Origin of the sequence: Bradyrhizobium sp. CCBAU 45384, from assembly GCF_028128665.1 — a bacterium.
GTDB classification, from domain to species: Bacteria; Pseudomonadota; Alphaproteobacteria; order Rhizobiales; family Xanthobacteraceae; genus Bradyrhizobium; species Bradyrhizobium manausense.
In genome coordinates this window covers 62,157-80,460 of sequence record NZ_LBIZ01000098.1, presented here as the reverse complement: position 1 = coordinate 80,460, position 18,304 = coordinate 62,157, and the positions used below count along the sequence as shown (strand labels likewise).

Below are 18,304 nucleotides of genomic sequence, written 5' to 3'. Positions count from 1 at the left end.
CGCGCTGGAGCCAAATAATCAAGATGCAACTTGTGTCTTCACAGCTTTGACGGGTGAACTCGTGTTCGCCTGTCCTGTGCGGCTGATCATGCCGCCCTGCGGGCGAGCAAGCGCTCCAGCGGCGTGTTTGGCCGGAGGATGGCAGCCTCAAGCAGCGCGACGAGATCCTCCATCCATGCGCCGACCGTGGCGCCGTCGAGCAGATCGTCTTTATAATTGCACGAACCTGTAATCCCGGTCGGGCGCTCCTTCAGCATCAGCGATAGCCAGGTCTGGTCGACCGGCAGCACCGGCTGGCCTTCCCGCGCGACGTTGCCGATCGATCGCACCGTGACATCGGGCAGGTCGAGCGGCTGGCGCAGCGGGTTTTGCAGCGTGAAATAGACCTGAAGCAGCGAAGCCGGGTCGATGCCTTCCTGCTCCAGATGGTCGGCCAGGATGTTGAACGGCAGCTCCTGCCGCGCATGCGCGTCGAGCACGCCCTGGCGCACCCGGGCCAAGGCCTGGGCGAACGACAGATCCGGCGTGATTCGGCTGCGGACGATCACGGTGTTTTCGAACGGGCCTATGATGCGGTCGGTGTCCGGCTGGGCGCGGTTGGCCATCGCGGTGGCGACCGAAATGTCGGTGCGCCCGGTCCGCGCCAGCAGCAGGGCCTTCAGGCCGGTGAGCAGACACATGAACAGCGTGCTGTTGTGCTGGCGCGCATAGAAGGTGAGACCGGCGACGAGATCACGCTCTAGGCTGAGCGGATGATGGCCGGTCGACGCGCCCGCGCGCGCTTCGCCGTCAAACACGGGGGCTGCACCGCGCAGATTGTCGGCCCAGTCGGCGGCCTGCCGGCGGGCCGCCGCAGTTCCGCACCACCAGCGCTGCCAGCGCGCGACGCCGGAAAACGCCAGCGGCGTCCCCGGCAGGGGCGGCGACGGATGGCCCGCGAGCGCGGCATAGCGGCCCGACAATTCCTCGAACAGCACGCCGATCGACCAGCCATCCGCGATGGCATGGTGCAGCGTCAGCAGCAGGACGTGATCCTCGGCATGAAGGCGCAGCAGGCGCGCCCGCAGCAGCGGTGCCCGCGCGGTGTTAACGGGGGTATAGGTGTCCTGCGCGATCAGGAGCTCGATCTTCCTGAACTCGAGCGCCTTGCGCCGCTGATTGTCGTGGGGCCGCCCGTCACCGATGGTTTCGACGGTCAGGACCGGACCGAGCGTGGCTGGCGCGATGACCTGGCTGACCGGTTGCTCGCCATTCCAACCGAATGCCGTCCGCAAGGATTCGTGCCGACGCACGATGTCGTCAATGGCTTGCGCCAGGGTGAGCGGATCGACCGGGCCTTCGAGGTGGAACGCGAAGGGCAGGTTGAACAGCGGCAGATCGGGCAGGTTCCGCTCGATCCGCATCATCTGGTCCTGCGCGATCGACAGCGTGGGAGGAGCGCTTTCGGCCAGGCGTGGAACGCCGGCCGCAGGCTTTTGCGGTGCCGTGGCCACGGCCTCGTCGACCCGCCGGGCGAGCTCCGCGATCGTCGGTGCCTCGAAGATGGTCTTGATCGGCAGCGATACGCCAAGCGCTCGGGCGATGCGCGCCATCGCTTGCCCGGCCAGCAGCGAATGGCCGCCGAGGTCGAAGAAATTGTCGGTGACACCAAGGCTCTCGACCTTCAGCAGATCGATCCAGATGTCGGACAGGACCTTTTCCGTGAAGCGCCGGGCCGGCACGGTCATCTCAGTCGCGGCGCTCTCCTGTTGCGGAGGCGCCAGCACGGCGGAGCGATCGAGCTTGCCGTGGGCGTTGAGCGGGACCTGATCCAGGAACAGGAACGCCGACGGGATTGCATGAACAGGCAGCCGGCTTTTGAGAAAATCGCGCAGCTCGCTGGCGCTGATCTTGTTGCCGGCTTTGGCAACGACGTGGGCAATCAGCCTGACATCGCCATTGGCATCGCGCCGCGGCTCGACGATGCCGGCCCGCACGCTTGCGTGGTCGGCCAGCGCAGTCTCGATCTCCTTGAGCTCGATGCGATAACCACGGACCTTGACCTGAAGGTCGGCGCGGCCGAGGCATTCGATCGTCCCGTCGGCGCGGCGCCTGGCAAGGTCGCCGGTGCGATAGAGCCGGCCGCCTTTCCCTCGCGCGAACGGATCGGGGATGAAGCGCAGCCGGCTCTGCGCGGGATCGTTGACATAGCCACGGCCGACGCCGGCGCCGCCGATGCAGAGCTCGCCGACCACGCCGATCGGCTGCGGCTCCAGATCCGGATCGAGCACGTAAAGCTGGGTGTTGGGCAGGGGCGTGCCGACCGGAACATTGGTGATCACAGCATCGGGTGCATGAGTCAACCGGTGCAGCGAGACGTCGTCTGAGCATTCCGAGGCACCATAGGCATTGATCAGCGACACCTTCGGGCAGCGGGCGAACCAGGCGCGGCAGAGCTCGACCGGCAGCGGCTCGCCGGTCGAGATCAATAGTCGCAACTTCGCAAAAGCGCGCAGCATCGGCGCCTCGTCCATCCGTTCGAGGATCACGCGAAGCAGCGAGGGCACGATCTCCAGCACCGTTATGCCTTCGCGCTCGATCTCCCGCGCCAGCAGCATCGGATCCTGCACGATCGAATTGCCGCAGACATGGACCCGCGCGCCAACCATGGGACCGACGAGGAACTGCCAGACCGAGATGACAAAGCTCTGCGGCGCGGTCTGCGCGATCACGTCCGTGGCCGTAAGGCCGAGTTCATCGATGAGCGAGGCGAGATGGTTCGACAGCCCGCGCTGTTCGATCATGACGCCCTTCGGTGCGCCGGAGGAGCCGGACGTATAGATGAGATAGGCTAGGCTCGAATCCGCCCGCCGCGCAGGGCGGCCCGGCTCGCTCGATCCGCCTGCGATTATATCTTCGACTACGGCGACCCGGATGCGTGCGACCAGCGGTTCGAGTAGCGCGTCGACCATGGCGGACTGCGCGCGTCCCGTCAGCAGCACGTTTGCGCAGCTCGAGCCGAGGATGGTTGCGAGCCTCGCCGGCGGCTGCTCGGGATCGAGGTTCAGGAACGCTGCGCCCGCACACTGCACCGCGATCATCGCTGCGAGCAGGTCCGGTCCGCGATCCGCCAATAGCGCGACCACGGTCTCCGCACCGGCACCTTCGCTGGCAAGCCAGCGCGCGATCGCCTGGCTGCGATGCGCTAGTTCGCGATAGCTCCGGGACTGATGTCCATCTGAAATCGCGACGGCATTCGGCGCCTTTTTCGCCTGCCGCTCGAACCGTTCGCAGACATTGCCGCGCGCTGCGAAATTGGCTGGCCGGCCCTTCGTTAGCAATCGCCGGCGCTGCGCGGCCGTCAGCAGCGGCAGGCGCGAGATGCGCTGCTCGGGATTGGTGATGACCGCCTTGAGCAAGGTCTTGAAGCGATCCGCCATGGCCTCGATCGTCGCCGCATCGAACAGATCGGTGGCGTATTCGAAGAAGCCGGTGAAGCGGCCCTCGGCCTCGACCAGCTCGAGCGTGATGTCGAAGCGGGCGACTTGCGGATCGATTTCCAGCCGCCGCGTCGACAGGCCGGGAAAGCGCGCGCTCTCGATCGATGCGTTCTGCAGGATGAACATGATCCGGAACAGCGGATTGCCGTCGCTCCTGCGCGCGATCTGCAAGGCACGCAGGACTTCCTCGATCGGAAGGTCCTGGTTGCGGTAAGCATCGAGGGTGGCCTGACGCACCCGGCGCAGCAGCTCGCCGAAGGTCGGGTCGCCGCTGAAATCGTTGCGCAGGATCAGCGTGTTGGCAAACAGCCCGATCAGGCGCTCGCTCTCGATCTGGTTGCGGTTCGCGATCAGCGAACCCGTCGCGACATCCTCGTGTCCGGTGTGGCGGAACAGCAGACACTGAAACACCGCGAGCAGCGCCATGTAAGGCGTCACGCCCTGGCCCTGGCTCAGCGAGCGGATGTCGGCGGAAAGGGCCTTTGAGAATTCGAAATAATGACGGGCGCCGTGGCCGCTCCAGAGCTCCGGCCGCGGCCGATCGGTCCGCAGCGGCAGCGTGGTAACGCCGTCGAGCTGGGTCCGCCAATAGTCGAGCTGCTCCCTCGCGGCCGGGGTCTGCGCCCAGCTCTGCTGCCAGCGCGCGAAGTCGCGATACTGAAAGCTGGGCGAGGCGAACGCCGTCACACTTCCCTTGCGCGCGGCAGAATATCCGGCGGCGAGCGCCTCCCAGAACAGCCGTTGCGACCAACCATCGGTGACGAGGTGATGGACATTAACCACCAGCGCATGGCTGGATTTGTTGAAAGAGAGCAGCGTGACCTTCAGCGGCGGCTCACCGGCAAGATCAAATTCGTACTGCGCAAGCTTGAGCGCCTCGCGCCTGACGACCGCAACCTGCCTCTCGGCAGGGCAAGGCTCGAGCTTGATCCGCTCGAGCTGTGGCGATGCCTGAAGCACGCGCTGCACAGGCTCGCCCTCGCGTTCGACGAAGATCGAACGCAGCGCTTCATGACGTGCGCAGATCGCGTTGAGGCTTACCTGAAGCGCGGCAATATCGACCTCGCCCTTCAGCAGCGCGACCTCGACCACGTTATAATTGTAGCGCGTCGGGTCGAGCCTTGAGAGCACGTACATCCGCTGCTGCTGGAACGACAGCGGCGCGTCTGTTTCGGCAGCCTCCTGGCGCCAAGCTGGCAACGTCGCATCGCGGTGCGCCGTGGTCTCGATCCGGGCGGCAAGAGCACCGACCGTCGCGCAATCGAAGATGTCCTCGAAGGAGAAGTCGACATTGAAGCGTTCGCGCAGGCGGGAGCGCATCTGCGTGACCGCGAGCGAATCTGCGCCGAGCGCAAAGACGTCCTGGTCTATGCCGACCTGCGGAAGCTCGAGCAGACTGGCCCAGATTCCGGCGAGCTGGGTCTCCAGCTCGTTGCGCGGCAGGTGCGTTTCGTCATCGTCAAGGGGGGCTGAAATCAGCTCGGCCAGCGCGTTGCGCTTGACCTTGCCGCTGGCGCCCTTCGGCAGCGCGGCCACGGCGCGGATCAGGCTTGGCACCTTGTAGGCGGCGAGACGCTTGCGTGCGAATTGGCGCAACTGGTCTGATGTCGTCTCGGCATTGTCCCTGAGCACCACGACGGCGGCGACGTTTTCGCCGAGCTTGGCATGGGGAATGGCGAACACGCCGGCTTCCAGCACCGCCGGGTGGGCCAGCAGCACTTCCTCCACCTCCAGCGGCGAGATCTTCTGGCCGCCGCGGTTGATGACGTCCTTGATGCGGCCGACGATGAAGAGATAGCCGTCGGCGTCGAGATAGCCGAGGTCGCCGGTCCTGAACCAGCCGTCGCGGAATGCGGCCTGCGTCGCCGCCTCGTCATTACAATAGCCGCGGCTCATGTTGGGCCCGCGCAGCATGATCTCGCCATGCTGGCCGGGCGCAAGCAGGCGGCCGGCCTCGTCCATGATCGCGATCTCGGGGCCGGCGGCGCGGCCGACCGAGCCGATCTTGCGCAGCTCGAACGGATTGGCGGCAATCTGCGAGGCGGCTTCCGTCATGCCGTAGGTTTCCAGCACGGGGACGCCGAACATCGCCTCCAGCCCGCTCAGGATGGCGGGTGCAAGCGAGGACGAGGCCGAGCGGATCACCCGCAGCGGCGACGACCGGACGCGCTCGGGGCTCGCTTCCGCGGCGGTGAGCAATGCGCGATGAATGGTCGGCACGGCCGTGTACCAGGTCGGTTGCAGGTCCCGCATCCAGCCGAAAAAGGACGGTGCGTCGAAACCGCCTGTTACGATCACGCTGGAGCCCGCCGCGAGTGCGGTCAGGAGGCCGGAGATCAGGCCGTGGGCATGAAACAGCGGCAGGACGTTGAGCAGGCGATCATGCGGAGCGAGCGAAAGCACCCGGCCGGCATTCTGCGCGGAGAGACACACATTGCGGTGCGTCAGCGGCACCATCTTCGGGCGCGCGGCCGTGCCCGATGTCAGCAGGATGAAGGCGTCGTCCTCCGCGCGAGCGGTGCCGTCGGCACAGGCTGGCCCGATCGTCGGGCCCACGAACTTGCAGCCGCCGAGATCCGTCTCCGGTCCCGGCACGAAATCGATCACCGCGATATCAAGTGCTCTGGCGACGTCGCGGCTCGGCGAGTTCATGTCCGCCCGTGTGACGAGTGCCGTGAGCTTCAATTCGCTGAAATAACGTTGCAGCTCGTCCGCGGTGAAGTCGGGATTGACGGGGACGCAGGCGCAGGTCGATGCCACCGCGATCAGCGCCAATGCACTGTCGGCCCCGCGCGGCAGTGCGACGGCGATTCGGGCGGCCGGTGTAATGCCGAGCCCGCGCAGCGTGCGGACGCAATGCGCAATCCAGGTGCCGAGCGCGCCGTAGGTCAGAGGAGGCCGGCCGGGCGCGAGCAGGGCGGGCGCCGCCGGCATCGCGCGCGCGTGAAAAGCGAGAAGGCTGCCGATATCGGCAAGGTTCTCGGTTTCGACGCCCGCGCCGGCAGGCCTATCTCCCGCCTCGGATGCAATCTCCGACAATGCCATTCCCTTTTGATCCGATTGGGCTATTCTTCCCTGGAGTTTGGGAACGCGTCCAGTCTGAGGTGAAGTTTTGGCCCCAAAATCTGTGGTTGAGGGACCTTAAGCCCTTTGGCGCAGGGAGTGTACGGCGGGATCACCATGCTGGAGAATGAGCCGGGGACTGAAGTCGGGTTGAAGCGTTGGCTCGAAGGCATTGGTCTCGGTCACTATACCGATCTGTTCGCGCAGCACCGCCTCGATCTCGACGTCATGGGCGACCTGACCGAGGCGGATCTTGCCGAGCTCGGGTTACCGCTTGGCGATCGCAAACGGTTGCAGCGGGCAATGGCCGCGCTGTTCAAGGCGGAGACGGTGGAGGCGCCGGCTGCCCCGGCGCATCCGCAGACCCGCACCGAGGTTGGCGCCGAGCGTCGCCAGCTCACCACCATGTTCTGTGACATGGTGGATTCCACGGTGCTCTCGGCCCAGTTCGATCCGGAAGACGTGCGCGACATGATCGCCAGCTTTCGCGAAACCTGCGTTCGCGTCGTCAAGCATTATGAAGGCTTTGCCGCCCGCTTCGTCGGCGACGGCATTCTGGTCTATTTCGGCTATCCGACCGCGCATGAGGACGACGCCGAGCGCGCGGTGCGCGCCGGGCTCGAGATCGTGCGGGTGCTGTCGACCGCGCGCGCGATCGAGCCGCGCGGCGCGCTCAGCCACGCGCCCGCCGTCCGCATCGGGATCGCGACCGGCCTCGTCGTGGTCGGTGACCTCGTCGGCCACGGCACCGAAGAGCGCGACTCCGCCGTCGGCGAGACTGTCAATCTCGCCGCGCGTCTGCAGGCGCTGGCGCCTCCCAACGGCGTGGTGATCTCCGCCTCGACGCAGTCGCTGCTGAAGGGCAAGTTCGATTTCCGCGATCTCGGCGCCCAGACGTTGAAAGGCATCTCGGAAAAAACCCAGGCCTGGCACGTCGTGCGCGCCACGCGCGTGGAGACCCGCTTCGCCGCCGCCATGGGCACGCGGCTGACCCCGCTGGTCAACCGCGAAGAGGAAATCGCGCTGCTGATGGCGCGCTGGCAGCAGGTCAAGGACGGCGACGGCCAGGTCGTCGTCAAGTTCGGCGAGCCCGGGATCGGCAAGTCGCGCATCATCCAGGAGATATTTGAGCGGATCGCAGGTGACCGGCACGGACATGTCGCGTTCCAGTGCTCGCCTTATTACACCTCCACTGCGTTCTATCCCTTCGTCGAGCAGCTCAAATTCTCGCTCGGTCTCGATCGCGAGGATGCCTCCGCGGTGTCGCTGGCGAGCCTGGAGAATGCGATCGCCGCAGCCCACGGCGATATCGAGCAGGTGGCACCGCTGTTCGCCGCGCTGCTGTCGATCCCGACTGGTGGGCGCTATCCGCCGCTGGACCTGTCGCCGCAGCAACACAAGGACGCGACCGTCGCGGCGCTGGTCAATCACTTCCTGGGGCTCGCGCGCGAGATGCCGCTGGTGATGGCCTTTGAGGATCTGCACTGGATCGATCCGACGTCCCGCGAGGTGGTCGATTTGCTGGTCGACCAGGTGCAGAACCGGCCGATCCTGGCCATCATCACGGCGCGCTCCGAATTCCAGCCGAGCTGGAACGCGCATTCGCACATCACAACGCTGGTGCTGAACCGGCTGAGCCGGCCGCTGCGCACCACGCTGGTCGAGCGCGTTGCGGGCAGAGAGCTTCCCAAGGAGGTCGTCGAGGAGATTATCGTCAAGACCGACGGCGTGCCGCTGTTCCTTGAGGAGTTGACCAAGACGGTTCTCGAATCCAACCTCCTGACCGAGCGGCACGGGCGCTACGTGCTGTCGGGTCCGTGGCGGCAGCTCGCGATCCCGGCGACCTTGACGGACTCGCTGATGGCCCGTCTCGACCGGATGGGGCCGTTCAAGCGGATTGCACAGATCGGCGCCACCATCGGCCGCGAATTCTCCTACGAGACCCTGCACGCGGTCGCCAACACGCCGGCGGAGCAGATCGAGGCGGCGCTGACCCATCTGGAGGAGGCCGGCCTGATCATGCGCCGGGGACATCCGCCAGACGCGGTTTACTCCTTCAAGCACGTGATGATCCAGAATGCGGCGCATGCCAGCCTGTTGCATAGTGAGCGGCGCAAGCTGCATGCCAGCATCGCCCAGGTCCTTGCCGAGATGTATCCGGAGAAGACCGATCGCGAGCCGGAGCTGCTGGCCCACCATCTGACCGAGTCCGGACAGAGCGAGGGCGCGGCGAGCTTCTGGCTCAAGGCCGGCAAGCAGGCGGCAAAGAGCGGCGCCAATCTCGAGGCCATCGGCCATCTTCGCCGGGGCTTGAGCGTCGTGCAGGCCAATGCACGCATGCAGGGCGCGGACGAGGTGGAGCTCGAGCTGCGGATCGCGCTCGGCAACGCACTGATCGCCGCCAAGGGCTACGCCGTGCAGGAGGTCGAGGAGAACTACATTCGCGCCCTCGAGCTTGGCCAGCAGCTCGACGACGACGAAAAGACCTTTGCGGCGACGCGCGGGCTATGGGTGTGCCATTTCATCCGCGCCGACCTGACCCGCGCGCATGATCTCAGTGTCGAGCTGCTGAAATTCGCCAAGCGCGAGCGGTTGAACGAGGATGCGGCGCAGCAGACCGGCTACCTGATCGAGGCGCACCGCTCGATCGCGATGACCATGCTCTATCGCGGCCGCTTCGCCGCCGCGCAACATCATCTGCATCGCTGCATCGATCTCTACAGTCCCGATCTGCATTCCGACCTGATGGTGCGCCACGGCACCGATCCCGGCGTCGTCTCGCTGTCCTATCTCGGCTACCTCCTCTGGTTCCTGGGCCAGCCGGACGCGGCGCGCCAGCACAGCGAGCAGGCGATTGCGCTCGCGGAGAAGATCCGCCATCCGTTTTCGCTCGCCTTCGCGCTCGTGTTCGGCGCCTATCTCTGCCAGCATCTGCGCGATATCGAAGGTACGCGCGATCACGCCAACCGCGCCATGATCATCGCCACCGAGCACAATTTCCTGCACTGGAAGCAGCAGGCCGCGATTCTGCGCGGCTGGGCGCTGGCCCAGCTCGGCGACCTCGACGAAGGCATCAGCCAGATGCGCTTCGGCCTCGACGAGTATGAGGCGATGGATTCCTGGCTCGCCGGCTGCTGGTTCCGCTGCCTGCTCGCGGAGGCCTATGCCAAGGTCGGCATGCGCGATGCCGCCTTGCGCGCGCTGGACGGTGCGCTTGCGACCGCAAGGCGCACCGGCGATCACTCCTACCTCGCCGAGGTGTACCGCCTGCAGGGGGAGATCACCTTGTCGGATGGCAATCCGGCCTCGGTGCAGGAGGCGGAAGATCTGTTCGAGCTGTCGCTGGAGACGGCGCGCAAGCAGGGCGCGTTGTCCTGGGAGCTCAGAACCGCCGTGAGCCTCGCGCGGCTGTCGCACGCATCGGGCAAGCGCGAGCACGCGAGCCTTCTGCTCGTGCCGATCGTCGGCAAATTCAACGAGGGCTTCCTGACGCCCGACCTGAAGCTGGCCATGCAGCTGGTGCATGAGCTCGGCGGCGATACACCGGCTCGTCCGCAGGCTAATCCGGTGAAATGAGCGATCTGTCCGCCGCGCGGGCGCGCTTCGTCGAGCTGATCGCGAAGCGCGAGCGGATTGCTTCGTCGCGCCTGCTTGCGGCGCTCGCGGCGGTGCCGCGTGAAAATTTTCTGGCGAAGGGCCCCTGGCGCATCAAGAGCGGGGCGGCGCGCAACTACCGGCTGACGCCCAGCGCCGATCCCGTTCATCTCTACGATGACGTGCTCGTCGCCATCGACGCGCGCCGCAAGCTCGACACCGGGCTGCCGAGCCTGTGGGCCCATTTCATCGATGTGCTCGACATCCGAGCGAAGGATCGCGTGATCCAGATCGGTTGCGGGCTCGGCTATTTCTCGGCGATCCTGTCGGAGATCGTGGGGACGAAGGGCAGGGTGTGTGCAATCGAATGCGACGCGCGGCTCGCGGCGCGCGCTGCGAATTACCTGCGCGCCTATCACAATGTCGAGGTCATCTACGGCGACGGCTGTCGCGATATCGGCGAGCCGGCCGACGTCATCATCGTGCATGCCGGCTTCTCGCATCCGCATCCGCTCTGGCTTGCATCGCTTCGCCCGCGCGGCCGGCTGCTGGTGCCGCTGACGCAGCGCGACCGTGAAGGCGCCGCCCTCATGATCACGCGCCGGGGCAAGGGGTTCGTCGCCGAAGCGGTACAGCAGATCCGGATCTTTCCAGGCCACGGTCGCGGGGTGACCGCGCTCGACGACCGCGTCGCCGACTGGTGGCAACGCGCATCCGCCCTGGCGCCGCTGCGCTTTCGCGGGATCGAGCAGGGACTGCCGTCGGATGGCTAACACTGGCTTAGATCGGGCGTGAGTGTTCACCTCTCCCGAAGGGAGAGGTCGGATCGCATCGTAGATGCGATCCGGGTGAGGGGTTACGGTCCCAGTGCTTACTGCGGCCCCTCACCCGGATTGCTCCGCAATCCGACCTCTCCCCGTCGGGGAGAGGTGAGACCCGGCCAGTCCTCACACGTCGTTCGTGAACTTGCTGATGACATCCATGAACGGCTTGGGCTTGAACTCGCCGTCGAGCGGCAATGGCCGGTTCGGCTGCTTGTCCGGGCGTTTGACGTAGCCGTTGATCCAGCTGTAGCGATCGGAAATGCCCCAGGTCAGGACCGAGCGCACGGGGCCGCTGCTCGCGATCGCCGTCAGGAGATCGTCGACGCGCTTGGCGACGATGGCGTCGCGCTCCAAAGGACTTCCGGTCAGCTTCTGATCGTCGACGTCGAGCTCGGTGACGAAGACCTCGAGGCCCCATGAGCGGATCTCGGTGACGAATTCGGCAAGCCCGTGGGTGTCAATCTCGAGCTCGGCATGCAGATGCGATTGCAGCCCGACCGCGTGCAGCGGCACGCCCTGGTCCAGCAGCTCCATGATGAGGTTGCGATAGGCCGCGCGCTTGGCGATGAACGAATCCTTCGCCGACTCGATATCGTATTCGTTGATCGCGAGCTTGACGTAGGGATCGGCGGCGGCTGCGGTGCGGAACGCCAGCGGAATCCAGCGGTCGCCGAGATGCTGCGTCCAGAAGGTGTCGCGCCGGTCCTTGACGCCTTTGGGATTGTCAGGAATCGGCTCGTTGACGACGTCCCACGAGGTCAGCTTGTCCTTGTAATAGGACACGACGGTCGAGATGTGATCGACATAGGCGCGCTCGACGCCCTTGGAATCCTTGATCTGCTTGGTCCAGTCAGGAATGTCGTGATACCAGGCGAGCGTATGGCCGCGCATGGTCAAATCGTTCTTCTGTGCAAAATCCAGGATTGCGTCGGCGCGTTCGAAGGCGAAGGTGTGCGCGTCCGGTCGCAGCACCGGCCATTTCAGCTCGAGCACCGGCACCACCTGCGTGCAATAGGTGCTGATGGCCTCGCCCAGCCGTGGATCTGACTGCAAATCCCAGAGCGTGGCCGCCGCGCCATAGCCCTGATGACGCCGGGCGAGTTTCGACGCCGGCAGCGCCGCGGACGCCGATGCGCCCGCCGCGAGCGTTGCGGCGCCGCCGAGGATAAATTCGCGTCTGTCGAGCTTGATCACGTGGCTGCAGTCCTTCGGAACCAACGCGCCATCGTACCAAGCGGCGCCTTGCAACGCCGCGGTTTCCTGTTGTTGGGTTAATTGTCGCGAATGTTTCGTTCAGCGCGCGTGGCGCTGCATCACCGCTTCGGCGATGTCGTAATAGTGCAGCGCGCCCTTTTCGAGCGTGAGGTTGTCCATGACATAGTCGCGAGGCGCGAAGCCGCCCGCGTTCACCCGCGACCAGAATCCGCTCCAGCCGGAGGTGAAGCCGTCGGCATCGATAAATGTGCTGCCGCAGCGTGCGTCGAAATAGGGCACGGAGGACACGCCGCCTTCGTATCTCACTTTGTCCGGAAAATATTCCGGATCCTGCCACGGGCCGCCGCGATCCCAGGCGAATACGGGCACGCCGCTGGACAGCGCCTGCTGGCAGGCGATGCCCTGGCTCTCGTGTTCGCAGAGGAAGACCATGCTGCGGCAGCGCGCCAGCGCGGCCTTGTAGTCGTCTTCCGTGTAATGGCCGTAGCGGATCACCTCGACCGTGCGACCGCTCGCTTCGAGATGCGATCTTATCGGTTCGATCAGCTCGCTGTCGTAGCGGTCATGTTCCCAGCGAACCTTGTCGTAGAGCAGCACGTCGAGGCTTTTTTGCGCGGCCGGCGTTGGCGTCCACAAATCGGTTTCGATGCCGACCGGCCACACCTTGACGTCAGGCCAGTAGGGCCGGCACATCTGCGCATACCAGTCGCAGGGCACCAGGATCGTGTTCTCGTGAACAAGCTTGAGACGCTTGGGCACGTCAACCGGATGGTTGTACATGACGACGCCGAGCAGCAGCGGGTTCTTCCACGCGAACCAGTCGAGCACGAACGGGCGCCCGAGAATGCAGGCGAGCTCCTCCGGATGCTTGCGGATGTAGCTGTAGTCGTTGACGCGATAAGGAATTCCAACCAGGTCGAGCCCGGCGCAGAGATTGAGGAATACGCGCCGCTGGCCGCTGATCCAGGATTTTCCGAGCAGCATCCGCCGCACCAGCGGCCGGACATGGCGGTCGCCCGGAAACCAGCGGTCGTCACGCTCCTCGAAGAACAAATTGAGCGTCATTCGCCCGCCCCCGTCCCCAGGAGATGCCGGGACCAGGGACGCGTCCGTCCCGGCATGGGGCAGGGCGTTCGGGTTAGCCCCTATGCGTTCGACAACGTCCATCTTAGCCACGTCCACACATTAACCAAACGTCGGGCGACGTCTTTAAAATCATGGTTTCCTTTCGGTGATCGCGGCGGCCCGTTCAAGCACAGGGCAAATTTAACGCTAACGCGCGAAAGCGGTGGCTCCGTCCCATTCGGCGGCCGATTTGCAGACTTAAATGACTATCTTGGGAGATGCTGCGGCGCAGTCCGATCACCAGCCTTTGTTCACCAAGTCTTCGTTCACAAGCCAAGGTCCAACTGAATAACGGCTGCTCGATTTCAAGGCCGCCGGTCCCGTGCACGCATGCTGAACCGCCATTTCTCCATCTACCTCGTCAGCTACATCCTGTCTGCTGCGATGGGTTTTTTCGCGGTCACCGCCTACACGCGGTTGCTGACGCCGGCGGAGTATGGCGTCTATGTCGTCGGCATGAGCACGGCCGGCATTCTGGGCGCGATCTTCTTCGCCTGGATCAAGCTGTCGGTGTCGCGCTATCAGGCGATGTCGGCGGAAGTGGATTTTCGCGGCACGGCGATGGCTGGCTTTGCGCTGACCGTCCTTGCCATGTGCGCGGCGAGCCCCCTGGTATTCCTGTTCCGTAGCGACGTCAGTGTCGAGCTGGTGCTCGCCAGCATGTTCGTCGCGATCATGTCGAACGGGTTTGACGTCGGCCAGGAGTTCGAACGCGCCAAGTTTCGGCCCTTTCGGTTCGCGGCGATCTCGATGGTACGCAGCGTGGCGAGCGTCGGATTCGGCCTGCTCGGGATCTGGCTTGGCTGGGGCGGCATGGGCCTGCTCGCCGCCTTTGGCCTCGGCTCGCTGACCGGCGTCATCCTCAATCTCGTCAGCGATCGCGCCAGGGTCGCAAGCTTTTCGCGCAGCCAGTTCATGCAGCTGGCGCGCTACGGCCTGCCGTTGACGCTGGCCGGACTTTCCGTCGCGGTCTACTCGGCCAGCGACCGGCTCATCGTCGCCTATCTGCTCGGCAAGGATTCCGCCGGCATTTTCGGTGTCGCCGCCGACCTGCCGCGCCAGTTCATGGTCATGATCGCCACCAGCGTTGCCGCGGCCACCGTGCCGATGGTGTTCCGTTCGCTGTCGGAGAGGGGCACGACGCGGGAGCGGCTGACCGAAAGCTTCGAGCTGTTGCTGGTCGTCGTCGCCCCCGTCGCGGTCTGGCTTGCGCTTGCCGCCGATCAGGTCACGGGCACGCTGGTCGGTGTCGATTTTCGTGGCGGCGTGGCCGCGCTGCTGCCGACGCTCGTGCTCGCCCGCTTCTTCGGCATTGCCAATCAATTCTATGTCCAGCTCAGCTTCCAACTCGCCGAACGCCCTTTCATGCTGGCGGCACAGTCGTTTCTCACGCTGGTGGTGAGCGTGGCGCTGATGTTCACAATGGTTGCGGGTTACGGCATCTACGGCGCTGCGCTGGCGACCCTCGCAACCGAGGTGATCGGCTTCGTCGTCGCCGTCGTGCTGATGCACCGCGCCCATCCCGTGCCGTTCGACGTCGTCAGCCTGGCCGGCGTCGCCGCTTCCGCCACGGCAATGGCAGCTGCGATCCTCCTTGCGCGGTCTCAGGTCCACGGCACCGGTATCGCGGCGCTGATTATCGTGAGCGTTGCGGGCGGCCTCGCCTACGTCGCCGTCACGTGGCTTCTCAATGTCGCGAATGTGCGGACGCTGTCGCTGCGCATCCTGCGGACGTTCAATCGCAAGGCGCTGGGCGTCTAAGCCGCCGAAGCTGACGAACCGGTCAGGCGGGACGGCTGCGGCTTGCGCATACGCATCTGAATTCCGCGCCACATCTCACGCCTGACAATCCATGTATCGTCTCACCTCCTCCAGCCACGGTGAAGCGACGATGGCACCATCAGGCCCTCTCAGCGGCATCCGCGTCCTCGATCTGACCAGCGTGCTGTTCGGTCCCTATGCCGCGCAAATGCTCGGCGATTGGGGCGCCGACGTCATCAAGATCGAGCCGCTCACCGGCGACACCTGGCGCTACGCCGGCCTGTTCCGGAATCGCGGCATGAGCGGCCAGTTCATGGCGGTCAACCGCAACAAGCGCAGCCTCGCGCTCGATCTGAAGCATCCTGATGGCAAGGCGGTGCTGGCGAAGCTGGTCCCGACGGTCGACGCGCTCGTCACCAATGTGCGCCCGGCCGCAATGGCCCGGCTTGGCTTCGGTTACGCCGACTGCGCAAAGCTCAATCCGAGGCTGATCTATGCGGCCGCGACCGGCTTCGGCCAGGACGGCCCGTGGGCGGCGCGCCCGGCCTTCGATGAAATCATCCAGGCGGCCTCGGGCCTCGCATCGTCGATCGGATCGGACGATGAGCCGCAATTCGTCCCGAGCCTGATCGGCGACAAGATCTGCGCGATGGCGATGGTCGGTGCGGTCTCGGCAGCGCTGTTTCGGCGCGAGCGCACCGGGCAGGGCCAGATGGTCGAGGTGCCGATGCTGGAGACGATCGCGGGCTTCAACAGCATCGAGATGCTGGGCGGGTATGCCTTCGATCCGCCGATCGGCCCGACCGGCTACAAGCGCATGAAGAACCGCCGTCCGGTGGAGACCAAGGACGGCTGGCTGACGATGCTGCCCTATTCGGGGGAGAATTGGTGCGCCTTCTTCGAAGCCGTCGGCCGCCCCGAGCTGATCGAGGAGCTCGGCGTGCGCGATCCCGTGCTGCGCTCGCAGAACATCGACAAGGTCTACGACCGCATGAGCGAGATCGGGCCGACCCGCACCACCGCGGAGTGGGAGGAGCTATTGCTGCGGCTCGACGTGCCGCACACCGCTTTCGCCAAGCTGACCGAGCTCGGCGAGCAGCCGCATCTTAAAGCGGTCGGCTTGTTTGCCGATATCGATCACCCGACGGAAGGTCGCATCCGCCAGGCGCGTCCTGCGACAAAATTTTCCGAGAGCCCGGCCGGCATCCATCGCATGGCGCCACGGCTTGGCGAGCATTCGCGTGAAGTGTTGCGCGAGGCCGGCATGAGCGACGCCGAGATCGAGACACTCTTCGCGAACAAGGCCGTCGGCGCGCCGTAACGCGGCGCACCATGATGAGGTTTCGCTTGATCGCTTGCCGCTGCAGGTGCCGTCACAGTCGCCAGTCCGCGATCTTCTGTGATTCTGGTCACATCCGGTCAGACTGCTTCCCAGGGCGGACATTGCGTCGGGGCGGTCACCGCCATCGCCAGCTCCGGGCCAGCCTCGGCCGCGGACCGCCCTTCCGCCCGCACGGACCCTCGTATAAGAGAGTTTCGTCGCTGGAATGGACCGAATAATGCCGGAAACGGAACAGATGGTGGCTGCGAAATCTTAATCCGAAGATCGCAATCTGACGGATCATCGATGCAAGTGCGGACAGGCAACCGGGGAATGGCATGAAAGACCTGATGACGACGGCGCAATCCAATCGAGCGGCGCGACGTTGGGGGGCTCCCAGAGTTGTGATGTTCGCCCTAGCGCTGGCGCTGGTCGCCCCGGGCCAGGCGCTGGCCGCCAAGCAACCGCGCCAGACCGTTGAGGCGGTGGCGCCGCGCGAAGCGGGCGAGCCGATCATGGCGATCGTGTCGATCAAGAGCCAGCAGGTGACGTTCTACGATTCCGAGGGCTGGATCCTGCGTGCGCCGGTCTCGACCGGCACGACGGGACGCGAGACGCCGGCCGGCGTCTTCGCCGTCATCGAGAAGGACAGGGATCACCACTCGACCATGTATGACGATGCCTGGATGCCGAACATGCAGCGCATCACCTGGAACGGCATCGCGCTGCATGGCGGACCGCTGCCCGGCTACGCGGCGTCGCACGGCTGCGTGCGCATGCCCTTCGATTTCGCCGAACGCCTGTTCGACAAGACCAATATCGGCATGCGGGTGATCATCTCGCCGAATGACGCCGCCCCGGTCGATTTCTCGCATCCTTCGCTGTTCGTGCCGAGCAAGGAGGCCATCGCGGCGGCCCCGGCGCGTGCGGACAAACTCCTCCTGGAGGAGGAGGAGGCCGTCAGGGCGGCCGATGAAGCCAAGAAGGCCGCTTCTGCTGCGGCGAAGGAGGCGCAATCGCTGCCGGCCACGCTGCGCAAGCTCGAGCAGCAGAAGGCGCGCGCCGACGCCGAGAACGCCTATGCCGACAAGCTGGTTGCCAATGCCAAGAACGACCAGGCCAAGGCAAAGGCCGACGAGCTGAAGCAGAAGGCGGCGGCCAAGGCCGCTGATGCCGCAACCCAGCTCGACGCCGCCAAGGCCGCCGCTCAGCCCAAGCGCGACGCGGTTGCCGCGACCAAGGAGGCGGCCAAGGTCGCCGCGGCCAAGAAGGTCGAGGCTGTGAAGGCTGCGACCGATGCCAAGCTCGCAATGGAGCCGGTCTCGGTCTATATCAGCCGCGCCACGCAGAAGCTCTATGTTCGGCGCAACACCCACAAGCCCGCGCCGGATGGCGGCGGTGAGGTGTTCGATACCAGCATCGAGGTTCCCGTCACCATCCGCAATCCCGACCAGCCGATCGGCACGCACATCTTCACGGCAATGGCGAGGAGCGGCGCGGGCCTGCGCTGGAGCGTCGTCAGCATCGACGAGGGCGACGACGCCAAGGACGCGCTCGACCGCATCACGATCCCGCAGGACGTGTGGGATCGCATCGCGCCGACCGCGTTGCCGCGTTCCTCGATCATCATCTCGGATGAGCCCTTGAGCGCCGAAACCAACTACCGCACCGAGTTCGTCGCGGTCCTGAGCAACCATCCGCAAGGCGGCTTCATCACCCGCAAGCCGACCGCGCCGCCGGTGGAAATGGCCAGTGACGACGGCTGGGGCGGCAACGGCTTCTTCTTCTTTGGGCAGCGCGATCCCTACGCGCAGCCGGCCAATCCGCGCCGCCGCGCCGGCCAGTACCAGTATTATCAGCCGGCACAGCCGATGCCGATGCAGCGGAGTTTTTGGTAAGGGCAAGGCTGGAGCATAGCTGCT

General features: G+C 65.4%; 8 protein-coding genes. 5 read left to right on the top strand and 3 right to left on the bottom strand.

The window, feature by feature from the left end:
- Positions 1 to 86 precede the first annotated feature (86 nt).
- Positions 87 to 6,524, bottom strand: coding sequence for a non-ribosomal peptide synthetase (locus XH80_RS10755; protein WP_271598574.1), 6,438 nt, complete (start codon positions 6,522 to 6,524; stop codon positions 87 to 89).
- A 135-nt stretch (positions 6,525 to 6,659) separates the two neighbouring features.
- Between XH80_RS10755 and XH80_RS10750 the strand changes: the two genes are divergently transcribed.
- Both XH80_RS10750 and XH80_RS10745 read left to right on the top strand, forming a co-directional pair.
- Entirely contained in the window at positions 6,660 to 10,118 is a 3,459-nt protein-coding gene (locus XH80_RS10750; RefSeq protein ID WP_271598624.1) for an ATP-binding protein, read from the top strand.
- Positions 10,115 to 10,909 carry a protein-L-isoaspartate O-methyltransferase family protein gene (locus XH80_RS10745; RefSeq protein ID WP_271598573.1) on the top strand — a complete coding sequence of 265 codons (795 nt, stop codon included), beginning with the start codon at positions 10,115 to 10,117 and terminating at the stop codon, positions 10,907 to 10,909. Before XH80_RS10750 ends, XH80_RS10745 begins: the two co-directional genes overlap by 4 nt.
- A gap of 174 nt (positions 10,910 to 11,083) precedes the next feature.
- Here XH80_RS10745 and XH80_RS10740 read toward each other — a convergent pair whose 3' ends face one another.
- Both XH80_RS10740 and XH80_RS10735 read right to left on the bottom strand, forming a co-directional pair.
- A complete protein-coding gene (locus XH80_RS10740) occupies positions 11,084 to 12,154 on the bottom strand; it encodes an endo-1,4-beta-xylanase (protein ID WP_271598623.1) in 1,071 nt (356 codons plus the stop codon).
- 99 nt (positions 12,155 to 12,253) lie between these two features.
- A complete protein-coding gene (locus XH80_RS10735; protein WP_271598572.1) occupies positions 12,254 to 13,342 on the bottom strand; it encodes a glycosyltransferase in 1,089 nt (362 codons plus the stop codon).
- Between the two features lie 288 nt (positions 13,343 to 13,630).
- On the opposite strand from XH80_RS10735, the gene XH80_RS10730 reads away from it, so the two are divergent.
- The 3 genes from XH80_RS10730 to XH80_RS10720 all read left to right on the top strand — a co-directional run bounded on the left by XH80_RS10730 (position 13,631) and on the right by XH80_RS10720 (position 18,280).
- Complete coding sequence (locus XH80_RS10730; RefSeq protein ID WP_271598571.1) at positions 13,631 to 15,061, top strand: oligosaccharide flippase family protein; 1,431 nt, start codon at positions 13,631 to 13,633, stop codon at positions 15,059 to 15,061.
- Between the two features lie 91 nt (positions 15,062 to 15,152).
- Entirely contained in the window at positions 15,153 to 16,382 is a 1,230-nt protein-coding gene (locus tag XH80_RS10725) for a CaiB/BaiF CoA transferase family protein (RefSeq protein WP_271598570.1), read from the top strand.
- Positions 16,383 to 16,720: 338 nt separating this feature from the next.
- The gene (locus XH80_RS10720; protein WP_271598569.1) at positions 16,721 to 18,280 is read left to right on the top strand and encodes a L,D-transpeptidase; all 1,560 of its coding nucleotides are present in this window, start codon (positions 16,721 to 16,723) and stop codon (positions 18,278 to 18,280) included.
- Positions 18,281 to 18,304 lie beyond the last annotated feature (24 nt).